The organism is aff. Roholtiella sp. LEGE 12411 (assembly GCF_015206995.1).
Classification (GTDB): Bacteria; Cyanobacteriota; Cyanobacteriia; order Cyanobacteriales; family Nostocaceae; genus Komarekiella.
The window spans coordinates 1-14,275 of record NZ_JADEXR010000147.1; the positions used below are offsets into that span (position 1 = coordinate 1).

At 43.0% G+C, this 14,275-nt stretch carries 14 protein-coding genes; 9 read left to right on the forward strand and 5 right to left on the reverse strand.

From position 1 onward, the window contains the following. The first annotated feature begins 156 nt into the window (after positions 1-156). The 7 genes from purC to IQ246_RS23670 all read left to right on the forward strand — a co-directional run bounded on the left by purC (position 157) and on the right by IQ246_RS23670 (position 9,240). Entirely contained in the window at positions 157-894 is a 738-nt protein-coding gene (gene purC / locus IQ246_RS23640; RefSeq protein WP_194005771.1) for a phosphoribosylaminoimidazolesuccinocarboxamide synthase, read from the forward strand. A gap of 126 nt (positions 895-1,020) precedes the next feature. Continuing rightward, positions 1,021-3,669, forward strand: coding sequence for a BamA/TamA family outer membrane protein (locus IQ246_RS23645; protein ID WP_194005772.1), 2,649 nt, complete (start codon positions 1,021-1,023; stop codon positions 3,667-3,669). A 214-nt stretch (positions 3,670-3,883) separates the two neighbouring features. Further along, complete coding sequence (lpxC, locus tag IQ246_RS23650; protein WP_194005773.1) at positions 3,884-4,735, forward strand: UDP-3-O-acyl-N-acetylglucosamine deacetylase; 852 nt, start codon at positions 3,884-3,886, stop codon at positions 4,733-4,735. Positions 4,736-4,818: 83 nt separating this feature from the next. Beyond that, positions 4,819-5,349 carry a 3-hydroxyacyl-ACP dehydratase FabZ gene (fabZ, locus tag IQ246_RS23655; RefSeq protein ID WP_194005774.1) on the forward strand — a complete coding sequence of 177 codons (531 nt, stop codon included), beginning with the start codon at positions 4,819-4,821 and terminating at the stop codon, positions 5,347-5,349. 339 nt (positions 5,350-5,688) lie between these two features. Next, entirely contained in the window at positions 5,689-6,507 is an 819-nt protein-coding gene (gene lpxA / locus IQ246_RS23660) for an acyl-ACP--UDP-N-acetylglucosamine O-acyltransferase (RefSeq protein WP_194005775.1), read from the forward strand. 92 nt (positions 6,508-6,599) lie between these two features. Continuing rightward, on the forward strand, positions 6,600-7,769 hold the full coding sequence (gene lpxB / locus IQ246_RS23665; protein WP_194005776.1) for a lipid-A-disaccharide synthase: 1,170 nt from the start codon (positions 6,600-6,602) through the stop codon (positions 7,767-7,769). Positions 7,770-7,965: 196 nt separating this feature from the next. Then, positions 7,966-9,240, forward strand: coding sequence for a DNA cytosine methyltransferase (locus IQ246_RS23670; RefSeq protein WP_194005777.1), 1,275 nt, complete (start codon positions 7,966-7,968; stop codon positions 9,238-9,240). 31 nt (positions 9,241-9,271) lie between these two features. Here the strand turns inward: IQ246_RS23670 and IQ246_RS23675 are convergent, their stop codons facing one another. From IQ246_RS23675 to IQ246_RS23695, 5 genes are all read right to left on the reverse strand, one after another. After that, the gene (locus IQ246_RS23675; RefSeq protein WP_194005778.1) at positions 9,272-10,237 is read right to left on the reverse strand and encodes an aldo/keto reductase; all 966 of its coding nucleotides are present in this window, start codon (positions 10,235-10,237) and stop codon (positions 9,272-9,274) included. 20 nt (positions 10,238-10,257) lie between these two features. Then, on the reverse strand, positions 10,258-10,419 hold the full coding sequence (locus IQ246_RS23680) for a hypothetical protein (protein WP_194005779.1): 162 nt from the start codon (positions 10,417-10,419) through the stop codon (positions 10,258-10,260). A 71-nt stretch (positions 10,420-10,490) separates the two neighbouring features. Next, on the reverse strand, positions 10,491-11,807 hold the full coding sequence (locus IQ246_RS23685) for a hypothetical protein (protein ID WP_194005780.1): 1,317 nt from the start codon (positions 11,805-11,807) through the stop codon (positions 10,491-10,493). Between the two features lie 36 nt (positions 11,808-11,843). Next, positions 11,844-12,002, reverse strand: a complete 159-nt coding sequence (locus IQ246_RS23690; protein ID WP_194005781.1) for a hypothetical protein — start codon at positions 12,000-12,002, stop codon at positions 11,844-11,846. A 107-nt stretch (positions 12,003-12,109) separates the two neighbouring features. Next, positions 12,110-12,631 (reverse strand): hypothetical protein, encoded by a 522-nt coding sequence (locus IQ246_RS23695; RefSeq protein WP_194005782.1) that lies wholly within the window; start codon positions 12,629-12,631, stop codon positions 12,110-12,112. A gap of 93 nt (positions 12,632-12,724) precedes the next feature. Here IQ246_RS23695 and nfi point away from each other — a divergent pair, with 93 nt between their 5' ends. After that, entirely contained in the window at positions 12,725-13,399 is a 675-nt protein-coding gene (gene nfi, locus IQ246_RS23700) for a deoxyribonuclease V (protein WP_194005783.1), read from the forward strand. Between the two features lie 207 nt (positions 13,400-13,606). Further along, complete coding sequence (locus IQ246_RS23705) at positions 13,607-14,206, forward strand: FHA domain-containing protein (RefSeq protein WP_194005784.1); 600 nt, start codon at positions 13,607-13,609, stop codon at positions 14,204-14,206. Positions 14,207-14,275 lie beyond the last annotated feature (69 nt).

Genomic DNA, 14,275 nt, shown 5'->3' on the forward strand with positions numbered 1-14,275 from the left:
ATAAGAGACAGGCATGGGGCATGGGGAAGAAGTAATAAAGGTGTACTGACTTTTTTTCCAAAATCAAATATTAGTCTTATAGCTAATAACTAAAGATAAAATGGTGAAGCCTGAAAACACAAAAGTCGCTAATCGCCTAAAATTTTACCTGTCACCATGTCTGTTAATTCAAAGCTATACGAAGGCAAAGCAAAAATCCTCTATACAACAGACGAACCAGAAGTCTTGTTGGCTGATTTTAAAGACGATGCTACTGCGTTTAATGCCCAAAAGCGTGGCAGCATCGAAGGAAAAGGAAAAATTAATTGTAGTATTTCCAGCCAACTATTTCAGCAATTGGAGGCCCATGGCATTAAAACTCACTTTATTGACAGCCCGGCTCCAAATCAGATGCGAGTCAGAGCAGTAAAGATTTTGCCATTAGAAGTGGTTGTCAGAAATATTGCAGCTGGAAGCCTGTGTCAGCAAACAGGGTTGCCGCTAGGCACAGTTCTAAAACAACCTTTGGTAGAGTTTTATTATAAAAACGACCAATTAGGAGATCCTTTGCTAACAAGCGATCGCCTGTACCTAATGGAACTAGCCACTGCGGAACAAGTGGACGCTATTATACATCTAGCATTAAAAATCAACGAGTTTCTAGGCGGCTTTTGGCAACGGTGCGGCATTATTTTAGTAGACTTCAAACTAGAGTTTGGTTTGGACTCACAACAGCAGTTGCTCTTGGCAGATGAAATTAGCCCCGACACCTGCCGTTTGTGGGATATAGCAGAAGAAGACTCTAACCGCCGAGTCATGGACAAAGACCGCTTCCGCCGAGACTTAGGGAATGTAGAAAATGCCTACCAGGAGGTTTTACAACGAGTGCTCAAAGCAGTAGAAAGTAATAATTAGTGAGCAAAAATAAATTAAACTCGTGTGGATTGTCATTTGTTTTTCGTCTTTTGTAACCAAATGACGAAGGACAAATGAGTGATTAGTTTGTGATGGTGTGTGGTCGTGAAGAGGAATGTAAATAAAATGCGTTTATCCCCCGTACTGGTGGCAGCAGTGGCAATTGCAGCCCCTTTGGGCGGCTCATTAAGTGCAAATGCACAAACCGCTGACAGTTTAAAACAGACAACAGAGGTTTCTACCCTAGAAACAAATCAGCAACTAGAAAAAGAAAGCGATCGGGTTCATTCGATTGAAAAGCTGAAATCTCGCCTTCAAGCAAAAGGGGTTTCAAAGATACATTCTCTCCAGTATCCATCTGTCAAGGCGTTAACAGTCAACTCAGCATCGCTGGCGACATCAGAGGTAATAGTGCCAACCGCCACGACGCCAATAATTGCACAAACTCCTCAAATAAACCCGAACCCTACTCAACAGCCGTCTCCTACTCCAGAAATTTCACCTCCAGCTACTCAGCAGCAAACACCTTCCTCAACCCCCAACAGCACTCCAAATCTGGAGAATGTCAACCCATCGGCGACACCTGTAGTTCCCACAACGCCAGGAAATACTCAACAGCCGTCTCCTACTCCAGAAATTTCGCCCCCAGCGACTCAACAACAAACGCCTTTCTTAACGCCTGGGATCACTCCAGGTCAAGAAAACTTCGACCCGCCCGCAGCAACACCTGTAGTTCCCACAACGCCAGGAAATACTCAACAGCCATCTTCCACACCAGAAATTCCATCCCCAGGAACTCAACAACAAGCACCTTTTTCAACACCTAGCACCACTCCTAATCAGCAGAACGTCAATCCGCCTACATTCCCTACAACGCCAGGAAATACTCAACAGCCATCTGCTGCTCCCGAAGCGATCGAACCGCGGGTGCTGGTGTCGGAAGTAGCAATTAGATCTCAAACAGGGCAATTATCACCAGAATTAGAAACCCAAGTTTATAGAGTCATTCGTACCCAACCAGGACGAACGACAACCCGCTCTCAATTACAAGAAGATATTAATGCCATCTTTGGTACTGGCTTCTTCTCCAACGTTCAGGCAACTCCAGAAGATACCCCTTTAGGAGTGCGTGTAAGCTTTATAGTGCAGCCAAATCCTGTTTTGACTAAGGTGCAAGTGCAAGCGAATCCTGGTACTGGCGTGGCCTCTGTGATCCCAGCTAATACAGTGGACGAAATCTTTCGTGAACAGTACGGCAGAATCCTCAACTTGCGTGACTTGCAAGAAGGTATCAAGCAGTTAACCAAGCGATATCAAGATCAAGGTTACGTCCTAGCCAACGTAATTGGAGCGCCACAAGTTGCCCAAAACGGAGTTGTGACACTACAAGTAGCAGAAGGTGTAGTCGAGAACATTAGAGTCCGATTCCGTAATAAAGAAGGTCAAGAGACAGACGAGAAGGGACAACCGATTCGCGGTCGGACACAAGAGTATATTATTACGCGAGAAGTAGAGTTGAAGCCCGGACAAGTATTTAACCGCAACACGGTGCAAAAAGACCTACAGCGGATATATGGACTAGGGCTATTTGAAGATGTGAATGTCTCCCTAGACCCTGGTACTGACCCCAGCAAGGTGAATGTAATTGTGAATGTGGCTGAGCGTAGCAGCGGTTCTATTGCTGCTGGGGCTGGGATTAGTTCTGCCAGTGGACTGTTTGGTACTGTTAGCTATCAGCAGCAAAATCTGAACGGCAGGAACCAAAAACTGGGTGCAGAGTTGCAGGTAGGACAGCGGGAACTGCTGTTTGATCTACGATTTACAGACCCTTGGATTGCGGGAGATCCGTACCGGACTTCTTATACGGCTAATATTTTTCGCCGTAGTTCCATTTCGTTAATTTTTGATGGCCAAGATAACGACATCAGAACTTTAGGCAATCAAGAATCTGATGGCACATTCGACGATCGCGATCGCCCCCGTGTTCTCCGTCTAGGTGGCGGTATCACCTTTACTCGTCCACTGAGTGCCAATCCCTACCAAGCTTCCGAATGGACGGCTTCAGCAGGTTTACAGTATCAACGAGTTTCCACCCGTGATGCTGATGGCGATCTAAAAAAAGAGGGAGCGGTATTCAATGATGATGGAACCCTCCGCCCTGGTACAACAGTTCCCCTGAGCTTCTCAGGGGAAGGTGAAGACGATTTACTACTAGTTCAACTAGGAGCGCAGCGCGATCGGCGTAATAACCCCCTGCAACCCACCAGCGGTTCTTATCTGCGTTTTGGGGTTGATCAATCAGTACCAATAGGCTTAGGCAGCATTTTTCTTACCAGATTAAGAGGTAGTTACAGCCAATATCTACCTGTTAGCTTTACTAACTTCACTAAAGGGCCACAAACCCTGGCGTTTAACTTGCAAGCGGGAACTATTCTTGGTGACTTGCCGCCCTACGAAGCCTTTACCCTTGGTGGTAGTAACTCCGTACGTGGTTATGAGGAAGGAGCATTAGGCAGTGGGCGCACCTATGTGCAAGCATCCGTTGAGTATCGCTTTCCAGTTTTCTCAGTAGTCAGCGGCGCACTATTTTTCGATCTTGGTACTGACTTGGGAACTAGTACCAGAACAGCTGAGGTATTGAACAAAAACGGCAGCGGCTACGGCTATGGTCTTGGCGTGCGCGTGCAGTCCCCACTAGGGCCAATTCGCATTGACTATGGCATCAATGATGACGGTGATAGCCGCATCAATTTTGGTATTGGCGAAAGGTTTTAAGTTAGTTAAGAGTCCAAAGTCCAAAGTCAAGAGTCTAAAGTCAAAATATTGACCCTTGACCTTGACCAATCTGTTCTCTTATTGGCTTGCTAATTTTTACATTTGCCTCAATACTATTCCGATACAGGTATTAGTGACATTTTTAGTCACATATCAGGGTTTGGCTAAAACTGATTATGAACACTACCAAACGAAATATATTAAATTTTCGTCTATGCAACAGCACACTTTAGCTGCGGAAATCACCCAAACAGGAGTAGGGCTGCATAGTGGTGTCAGTACTCATGTACGGATACTACCAGCGGAGGCAGGAAGTGGGCGCTACTTTGTGCGGGTGGATTTACCGAATTTACCGATTATTCCAGCCCAAGTTGCGGCAGTTAGTCAAACTGTTCTCTCAACTGAGTTGGGTAAAGGTGAGGTAGTTGTTTGTACAGTAGAGCATTTGCTGGCAGCACTTGCGAGTATGGGTGTGGATAACGCCCGCATTGAAATTGATGGCCCGGAAGTACCGCTTTTAGATGGTTCGGCTAAGGTGTGGACAGCTAACATCGCCCAAGTTGGCTTAATATCACAACCATCTACTAACAATCAAATTTCTTTGGCTGTTCAAGAGCCAATATGGGTCTATCAAGACGATGCTTTTGCTTGTGCTCTGCCTGCACCAGAAACCCGCTTTAGTTACGGTATTGACTTCGCTCTGCCCGCTATTGGTAATCAATGGCACAGCTGGTCGCCAACTGCTGATCTCGGAAACGCTTCTGCCAGCTTTGCTGCGGAAATTGCTCCGGCCCGCACCTTCGGATTGCTGCATCAAATTGAACATCTACAGCAGTCTGGCTTAATCAAAGGTGGCAGTTTGGATAATGCACTTGTTTGTGGATCTGAAGGTTGGTTAAATCCACCATTAAGATTTGCAAATGAGCCAGTACGTCATAAAATCTTGGATTTAGTAGGAGATTTGAGTTTACTAGGAACTTTTCCCCGTGCTCATTTCTTAGCGTATAAAGCCAGTCATAATTTACACATTCAGCTGGCGCAAAGAATTTTAGCTTTTCAAAGCTAAATTCTAAGCAATAAAAACCTTAAAGAAAGCGTTTTAACTTTCGCCTACTTAAGTTCTCCGATTAAAAATTAACCATACTGCCAATGTCAATCCTTACTGAAGTGAACAGCATCGATACAACAACACCGACATCTACCGAACAAGAAGCCACTAATGATACTAAAACTACATCTGAGATTAAAACAACTCTCGTCTCTGAAGAAATTCAGAAACTACTACCCCACCGCTACCCATTTTTACTTGTAGACAGGATTATTGACTACGTGCCAAGTAAACGAGCTGTGGGCGTTAAAAACGTCACCGTCAATGAACCCCATTTTCAAGGGCATTTCCCAGGAAGACCACTGATGCCAGGAGTGCTAATTGTAGAAGCCATGGCACAGGTCGGGGGCATTGTCCTGAAGCAATTGCCAGGGTTTGAAGATGGACTGTTCGTTTTTGCTGGTATCGATAAAGTCCGCTTCCGTCGTCAAGTCGTTCCAGGAGATCAGCTAGTGATGACCGTGGAACTGCTATGGGTAAAACAACGTCGTTTCAGTAAAATGCGAGCTATTGCCGAGGTTGACGGTCAGATCGCTACTGAAGGCGAATTGATGTTTTCTCTAATTAACTAAAAATTTGCTGTTGTGGTGTGAGTACAGCCGTGAAGTGCCCTTACTGAAACCTAAATGAGGATAGCAGTAAAAAACAAGCCACAAAAGCATCTGATAATTTATTGATTTTCGACGCCCTCTCTTCTCCTGACGGAGACGCTGCGCGAACACACTTAACTTGCTTTGCCCGACACTTTCGTTTACTCAATACTTTAAAGCTTAGTAACGCCAGTAGCCTCAATGGCAACCAAAGCACGGTAAGCCATTCCTAGAGGAGGGTTTCCCAAAGTTTGGAAACTGGCGAAGCCATTCCCTAAAGGAATGGCGCTGGCTGCTTAAGACAGTTCTGGAGATTCACCCTTGAAGACGCTTATTCATCCAACTGCTGTAGTTCATCCTAACTCGGAACTACATTCAACAGTGCAAGTCGGTGCTTATGCTGTGATTGGCGCACATGTAAAAGTAGGCCCTGAAACTATAATTGGCGCTCATGTAGTGCTAGAAGGGCCTTGTGAAATTGGGGCGCGAAATCAGATTTTTACTGGTGCAGCTATCGGTATGGAACCCCAGGATCTCAAATTTGTGGGAGAACCAACCTGGGTAAAAATTGGCGATCATAACCTGATTCGTGAGTACGTTACTATCAACCGCGCTACCGGTGCTGGTGAAGCGACGGTGATTGGCGACGGCAACTTGCTAATGGCTTATGTTCATGTAGCTCATAATTGCATTATTGAAGACCAGGTAGTGATTGCTAACTCTGTAGCTTTGGCGGGACACGTTCATATAGAGTCACGCGCTAGGCTGAGTGGGGTTTTGGGTGTCCATCAATTTGTGCATATTGGCAGACACTCAATGGTGGGTGGTATGACACGTATTGATCGTGATGTGCCTCCATATATGCTGGTGGAGGGCAATCCGGCGCGGGTGAGAACCCTGAACCTGATTGGACTTAAACGTTCTGGTATGAACTCAGGCGACTTACAAATCCTGAAAAAAGCCTTCCGCATTCTCTACCGTTCTAATTTGACCTTTAAGGACGCTTTGGAACAGCTGGAACTGCTAGGAGAAACTGAACAACTACAGTACTTACGTCGGTTCCTGCTACTTTCTCAGATGCCAGGAAGACGTGGTTTAGTACCCGGAAAGAGTAAACCCGGCGTGAGCGATGAGTCCTAGGTTATCTGTTAGGAGTTAGAAGTGAAATTTCATTGCTAATTCCTAACTTCTGAATTTTTAAATCTGAACTTCTAATTTTTAGTAATTATCAAATGCGGATATTTATCAGCACTGGCGAAGTGTCTGGCGATTTGCAAGGGTCGCTGCTAATTGCAGCCCTGAAGCGTCAAGCTGCTGCTGCTAGTTTGGAATTAGAAATTGTGGCATTAGGTGGCGAAAAAATGCTAGAAGCAGGGGCAACCTTGCTGAGTAATACCAGTAGTATTGGCTCAATGGGTCTTCTAGAAAGCCTGCCTTATATTTTGCCCACTCTCAAAGTACAACGACAGGCGATCGCCTACCTCAAGCAAAATCCACCTGACTTAGTGGTGCTGATTGACTACATGGGGCCAAACCTCGGTATTGGTACTTATATACAGCAGTATTTACCAGGAGTGCCCATAGTGTATTACATCGCTCCTCAAGAATGGGTTTGGGCAGTCAATGTACGTAATACTGCCCGGATTGTCAGCTTTACAGACAAACTGTTAGCAATTTTTCCAGAAGAAGCCCGTTACTTTCAGAAGAAAGGTGCAAAAGTAAGTTGGGTAGGGCATCCTTTGATTGACCGAATGCAGGACGCTCCTAGTCGCCAAAAAGCGCGGGCAAAATTGGGAATTGCATCAGAACAAACTGCGATCGCACTCCTCCCCGCTTCTCGCCGCCAAGAACTAAAATATCTTTTACCAGTTATTTTCCAAGCTGCTCAAACTGTTCAAGCTAAATTACCGGAAGTTCATTTTTGGATTCCTCTGTCTCTCGATATTTACAGACAGCCGATTGAGCAGGCAATTGAACATTACGGTCTACGCGCTACAGTTGTATCAGGTCAGCAAAAAAAGGAAGTATTTGCTGCTGTTGATTTCGCCATCACTAAATCTGGTACTGTCAACTTGGAACTTGCTCTGTTAAACGTGCCGCAAGTTGTAGTTTACCGCCTGCATCCAATTACTGTTTGGATTGCCCGGAAAATTCTTAAAGGTTCTATACCTTTTGCCTCGCCACCCAATTTAGTGGTCATGAAGCAGATTGTACCAGAGTTTTTACAAGAGCAAGCCACACCAGAGAATATTACCCAGGCAGTGATGGAATTACTGCTAAATCCTGCACGCAGAGAGCAAACTTTGGCAGATTATGCCCAAATGCGGCAGTGTTTGGGAGAAGTGGGAGTGTGCGATCGCGCTGCTCAAGAAATTTTGCAAATGCTACCAAATAATTCGTAGTTCGTAATGACGCTCGAAGACTCGCTAACGTAATTCGTAATTTTAGATAGAAAATCAATTCACTTATTATGAATAAAATAAGTGCGAAGCATCTGTTTTTGCCTGAACCTACATTGATGCATGAGGCAATTACGAATTACTTAGGGCTTGCTTCTCAAAAGCGAGTATTATCAATTACGAATTATGTTGAGGTGTCATGGCTCATGAAGTGAGAAAACAACGACCGATCGTAGTTGACTTGTTCGCAGGTGCTGGCGGAATGACCCTCGGCTTTGAACAGGCTGGCTTTGATGTGCTCGCATCTGTAGAAATAGACCCCATTCATTGTGCAACACATGAGTTTAACTTTCCCTTCTGCTCAGTGTTATGCAAAAGCGTTGTGGATATAACAGGGGAAGAAATTAGAAATAGATCTGAAATTGGCGATCGCGAGATTGATGCCGTAATTTGTGGCTCACCATGTCAAGGATTTTCACTAATTGGTAAACGTGCTTTCGATGACCCGCGAAACTCACTTGTATTTCACTTTCATCGGCTGGTTTTAGAATTACAACCGAAATTTTTTGTCATGGAAAATGTTCGGGGAATCACAGTCGGCGAACATAAACAAATTCTCACAACCTTGATTGAAAAATTTAAAATTCACGGCTATCAAGTTGAAGAAAATTATCAAGTTCTAAATGCTGCTTATTACGGTGTGCCACAGTCTCGTGAGAGATTATTCCTCATAGGTGCAAGGGAAGATATCGAGTTACCGAAATATCCTCAGCCGATTACCAAACAAGCGTTACCAAATAATTCTACATCCCAAAATTTATCTGTTCTTCCAAATGGCCCGACGGTATGGGACGCAATTGGAGATCTACCAGAAGTAGAAAAATATTCAGAATTACTAGAAAGGGATTGGGTAATCGCGGAGTATGGCAAGCCTAGTAATTACGCTCTCATACTTCGCCGTATCGGCACTTTAGCAGATGATTATTCCTACGAACGTGAATTCGATTCCCGAATTCTCTCTTCAAGTTTCCGTACCAAACACTCTATAGAAACTATTAAACGCTTTGCTGCGACAACTCAGGGGGAAAGAGAGCCGATTAGTCGCTTTCATAAACTACATCTTGCTGGTGTCTGCAATACCCTGAGAGCAGGCACAGATATGCATAAAGGTTCTTTTACTTCTCCTAGACCGATTCATCCATTTACACCTCGTTGTATCACAGTTAGGGAAGCAGCGAGGCTGCATTCATACCCCGACTGGTTTAGATTTCATGTGACCAAATGGCACGGATTCCGGCAAGTTGGTAACTCTGTACCACCCCTACTAGCAAAGGCTGTAGCAGCGGAGATTATTCGTAGTTTGAATATCTCACCTTGTAAACCTAGTTTTCGATACGAGTTAGGGGTAGAGAAGCTTTTGCAACTGAATATGTCACAAGCAACCCAATATTATCAAATAGATTGTGAGAACTGAGCGATCGCCTTGTAATATCTGCAAGATTACCCTAAGTCCAGGCACGGAAGAATGTACCATCTTCCCAAATACCAGCAGTTTGTTGAGCGATCGCAGTCAGTTCTTGCTCCTTGAGAGGTTGAAAAGCCCGCGCTATCTTGACATTCGCTTCTAATTGTGCAACTGTTTTTGCCGCAATCACGCAACAATGAACTCCAGGCTGAGACATTGTGTATCCCAAAGCTTGCTGCATACCTGTTAACCCACTTGGTTTAAACAGCCGTCCATAAGCCGGGACTTTCATCGCAATCACACCGACATTCTTTTCTTGAGCTACTGGTAGAACTACTGGGATAAACGGACGCGGGTGGTGTTTGTCGGCGGCGTTAACAGGAATCAGTGTAGTGTGGAAGGGATAGCGGCGCAGTGCTTCAGCAATCACTTCAGGATCATGATGTCCGGTAATACCTGCAAAGCGTACAAGTTTCTGCTGTATTGCCTCTTCCATAGCTTTAATTGCACCAGATGCACTAAAGATGGTGTCCAATTCTTCAGAAAAAGAGACATGATGCAACTGCCACAAATCAAGATAATCTGTGTTCAGACGTTTAAGCGATCGCTCCAATTCTCGCCATGCACCATCCCTGTCTCTTTTATCAGTCTTGCTCGTTAAAAACAGCTTGGAGCGATGGGGTGGTAGCACTTTGCCTAAATAATCTTCACTTGGCCCATAACTAGCCGCAGTATCAAAGTAGCGGATGCCAAGTTCCAACGCTCTTTGAATAATTGCCACAGCATCTCGCTCTTTACCTTCCCAAGATAGCGGCGTTTGTCCCGCGCCACCTAACCCGAAAATAGGCACTTTTACTTCCGTGCGTCCCAGTACTCTTTCTGGCATCATTACTGGCGGTGTAGCGGTATTAGTGGCGTTTTGTTGTAAGGCAGTAGTTGCCACAATACCACCCGTTACAGCAGCGGTGGTCATTAAGAAATTGCGCCGCGTCTGTTTTTGTGTCATGGCTAGCTTCAGGAGCGAAATTACTTTTCTTCTATGTTAGCTGGAGCAGAAGAAGCCCCACGTCTCACTAGACAGAGCGTAGGATGAATTCGAGATAAAAACGAAACATTATCTTTATTGATTTTCTGCATAGCAGGAACAGACTCTTTGTGAATAATGGCAGTGAATGTTTTGGTTTTCATAGTTTTTTTTTTACACATAAATTTTAGTGGTCGCACTAATTTCTCTAGCTTAACTTTGAGCGGCTATTGTCTTACTTTCTACCTTCGGCATTTTTCTGAGCGTAGCTTAGATTCCGCTGATACTCTATAGCTTTTTGCTGTGATATTACATAATTAGGGCTAGAAGATGGCACTACTTTCATAAGTGCGATCGCTGCTTGCCACTTACTCACAACTAACTTCCAATCATCTTGAGATTTCGCTGATTGAGTTAAGTTAGCTGCACCAATTGCTTGATTAACAGCCTCTCGGAAATTATCAAGCTTAGGCGTAAGATTATACAAGTCGGAAGTTACTGATGAAGGTATAACTGCTGCGGCTTTTGATGGCAATGGCGTTTGAGTTGTAGAGGTTATGGAAAGAGGAATATTTTCTTTTATTTCTTGGATTTTGAAAAACAAATATATTCCTGTAGTGACTAAAGAAATCAAAAACAATATTAACAGTTGCTTACTTAATTTTTTAGGTTTTTGATTATGGTGTTGAGACAAAGAAGTTATTTGAGATTGCTGTTTTTTTCCCTTTCTCATCTGGGTTATACCCATATCACCTCGTAATCTGTCTATCGCTAAATCTGTATTATTAGTATTATAAGACTGGGGCTTTGACTGATATTTTTTGAGTATAGATTTCACTTTTGGTATGAAGCGTTGTCTAAATAGATACTCTGCTTGATAAAGATATGCAGCAGTTACAATCCAAATTGATACTGCAATTTTATCAAAATAGTACTTTTCAACATACTCATCAAAAACTGCCTCGTTTATTACAGAGCAGTAAGTTAAGATTTCCTGATACTGACACTTCCTCAATGGTAAAAATGGTAGGATGATGACAATAGTCATTAAAAAAGACAATAACATCACCATTTGCGAATAAAAACCTTCCCATAAACTATTTGCATTGGGGAACCAGCGAGGCCAGTAAGGTAACGTTGACTGCTTTTTCCACAAAGACATGAAAAAACTGTGAAGATAAGCAACTAAGAACATTGGCAATAATATTCCTAATCCCACAAATAGAACTAATATTTCTAAATGATTAGTAGTAGATGATAAAATGAAACCCCAAAATCCTGTAATTCTAAAAATTACTATGGCAATAAAAGCTATAAATGTGATTAAAATAAATGCTCTAAACCATGAGCATGGATAAGGTATCCATGCAGGCCATAGTTCAGTGCTAGTTTTTCGATTTTCCTGATAATTATTTCCGAAATTACTGAAGTCGTTTTGCAGGTTTTCGACATCATCAATCAAAGTTAAATAATCTATCCAAGCTACTGATTTATCCCCAGTTTCTTTCCCATAAATTTTAACTGATTTGATAGATTTAACTTGTAAATTCATTATCAGTTTACGAATGAATTTAACTGAGACCTCTTTTTATGGAATATGAGCCGATTCCAATATCACATGTAAGCAAACATCTTTCAAGGCTACTTTGGCAGTAATATATTTATGTTGCAAAAGGTAATTAATCGTTGCAGCGATCGCCTGTGTATTTCCCTCTTTAGCAAGTTCCAAAATATTTGGCTGTGTCATAACCAATAAATACAAAAACCTGAATATTTAAGTTGGTATAATCGCTCAATATTACAAACAAAGTCATGATAGGATCAACAATCATCTTCTCAATACTAATTAAAACCCTAGCGTTCAATTGTAATAACAGATTTACCGTTACTAATACTCACCTTTTGAATAAACATATCTTTACAGGATGAAAAAATATCACTTGTCATTTTATTTGCAAGAATTTCGAAGTTTTGGGTTGTTAATCCACGAACCGTATCACCACTTAAGTTAATAGAAATAGTGAGATTTTGAGGATTATTGGAAGGCTGTTCATTAATTACTGCTTCTAATTCTGCTTTTGTTACACCTAGATTAAATTCTTGACTCCAAACAGGAAACTCATCGCCTGTTTGATATGCGTAAACTTCCACTCTTTCTATAAATGCAGCATCTAAACCAGTTATCCCTTTGCGGACAAATGTAATTAAAGCTTGCTGATTCATTACTTGAGCAGATTCCAGCATTACCTGTAAGCAAGCATCTCCAAGTACAACTGTCGCAGTAATGCCTTTAGGTTGTAGATGGCGATTTATCAGAGATGCGATCGCCTGTGTATCACCTTGTTTAGCAAGTTCCAAAGTATTAGGCTGTGTCATACCAGTAAAAGAGAAAAACTGAGAAAATAATCTTCTATCTCAGGATTCCCGATTTACAGGTACAAGCAACATTTTATAATTCCAACTTTAAATATGAAGATTGATCAACCTCATACTTGGCCCCTAACAGTAGAAGAAGCGATCGCTATCCAAGAAAAGTTACGAAGTCAGGTAATTACTGAAGATAAATTCAAAGAACCTGTCCAGTACGTTGCTGGCGTGGATATGGGTTTTGAAGCCGATGGAACAATTAGCCGTGCAGCGGTGGCAGTGTTGAGTTTTCCCGATTTGCAAGTAGTCGAAACTAGCTTAGCACGTCGTCCTACTACGTTTCCCTACATTCCTGGCTTCCTTTCATTTCGGGAAATTCCCGCTGTACTTGATGCCCTAGAAAAGATTGAGATAATACCAGATATCATCCTGTGCGATGGTCAGGGAATTGCTCATCCTCGAAGATTCGGTATAGCTAGCCATTTAGGGGTAATTATAGATATACCGACGATTGGCGTAGCAAAATCGTTACTAATTGGTAAGCATGAAGATTTACCTGAAACTAAAGGAAGTTTGCAACCATTAATACATCGAGGTGAAACGATTGGAGCAGTTTTACGAACACGTACAGGAGTAAAACCTGTGTATATCTCCAGTGGTCATAGAGTCAGCTTGTCAACAGCAATTGACTATGTATTACGCTGCACACCAAAGTATCGCTTGCCAGAAACCACACGTATTGCAGATAAATTAGCATCTGCGAGATCAAGTGTATAGCAGGGGATAGGGCACAGGCTTGAAAGCCTCTTGGTGTCAAGGTTTTATGATTAGTTGATCTCACTCACTAAGTGGCAACTGCTGTATATTCTCAATATCCTTTTGTTGAAGTTTTTTCTAAATACTTGCTTGCCTCTGCTCAATCGTGTTAGGAATCGCACAGAAGGAAGTTGAAGTAGCTAAATACGAGTTACCCAAGTTAGAACAATGAACGCACTAACTTTACAGTGGCACGATGCAGGTCAAGATAAAACTCAGAATATTTACGAACAACAGCCAAGCAAAAATCCTGGCACTATCCGCATAGGCCGCGATCCACTCCGGTGCGACATTGTTCTAAGTAACCCTACCGTATCTGGTCTGCACGTTGAAATCTTTTTTCATAACCAGCAACAACGCTTTTATATCAGAAATTTGCGATCGCAAAATCCCCCGCTTATAGATGGACAGCAACTAGTCCAGGGTGAAAGACCTTTAACTGAAAGCACAGTTATCTATTTAGGGCAAACCAAACTTCAAGTCACCAACGTTTCAATCAACAATATTCCAGCAACAATTTTGACACCACCGCAAGCACAAGCGGCAAACTTCCATTCACCCACGCCTCCGGTATATCAGCAGCCACAAGTGCAAATAGGACATCACCATCATCAACCCAAACCTTCAGCACCACCCCAAGGAATTTATGGCTTAGAGTGTCCCAAATGTCATAAAGTTTCCCCCGCTGAGAATTTGCAAATTGGCTGTCGCTGGTGCGGCACATCTTTAGCTGCGGCGGTAAGTGTACTAGTAGCACCTAGTAATTAGGGCAGATGGAACAGATATCAATGCCCAATACCCCATGCCCCATGCCCAATGACCAATGACAAATGACGA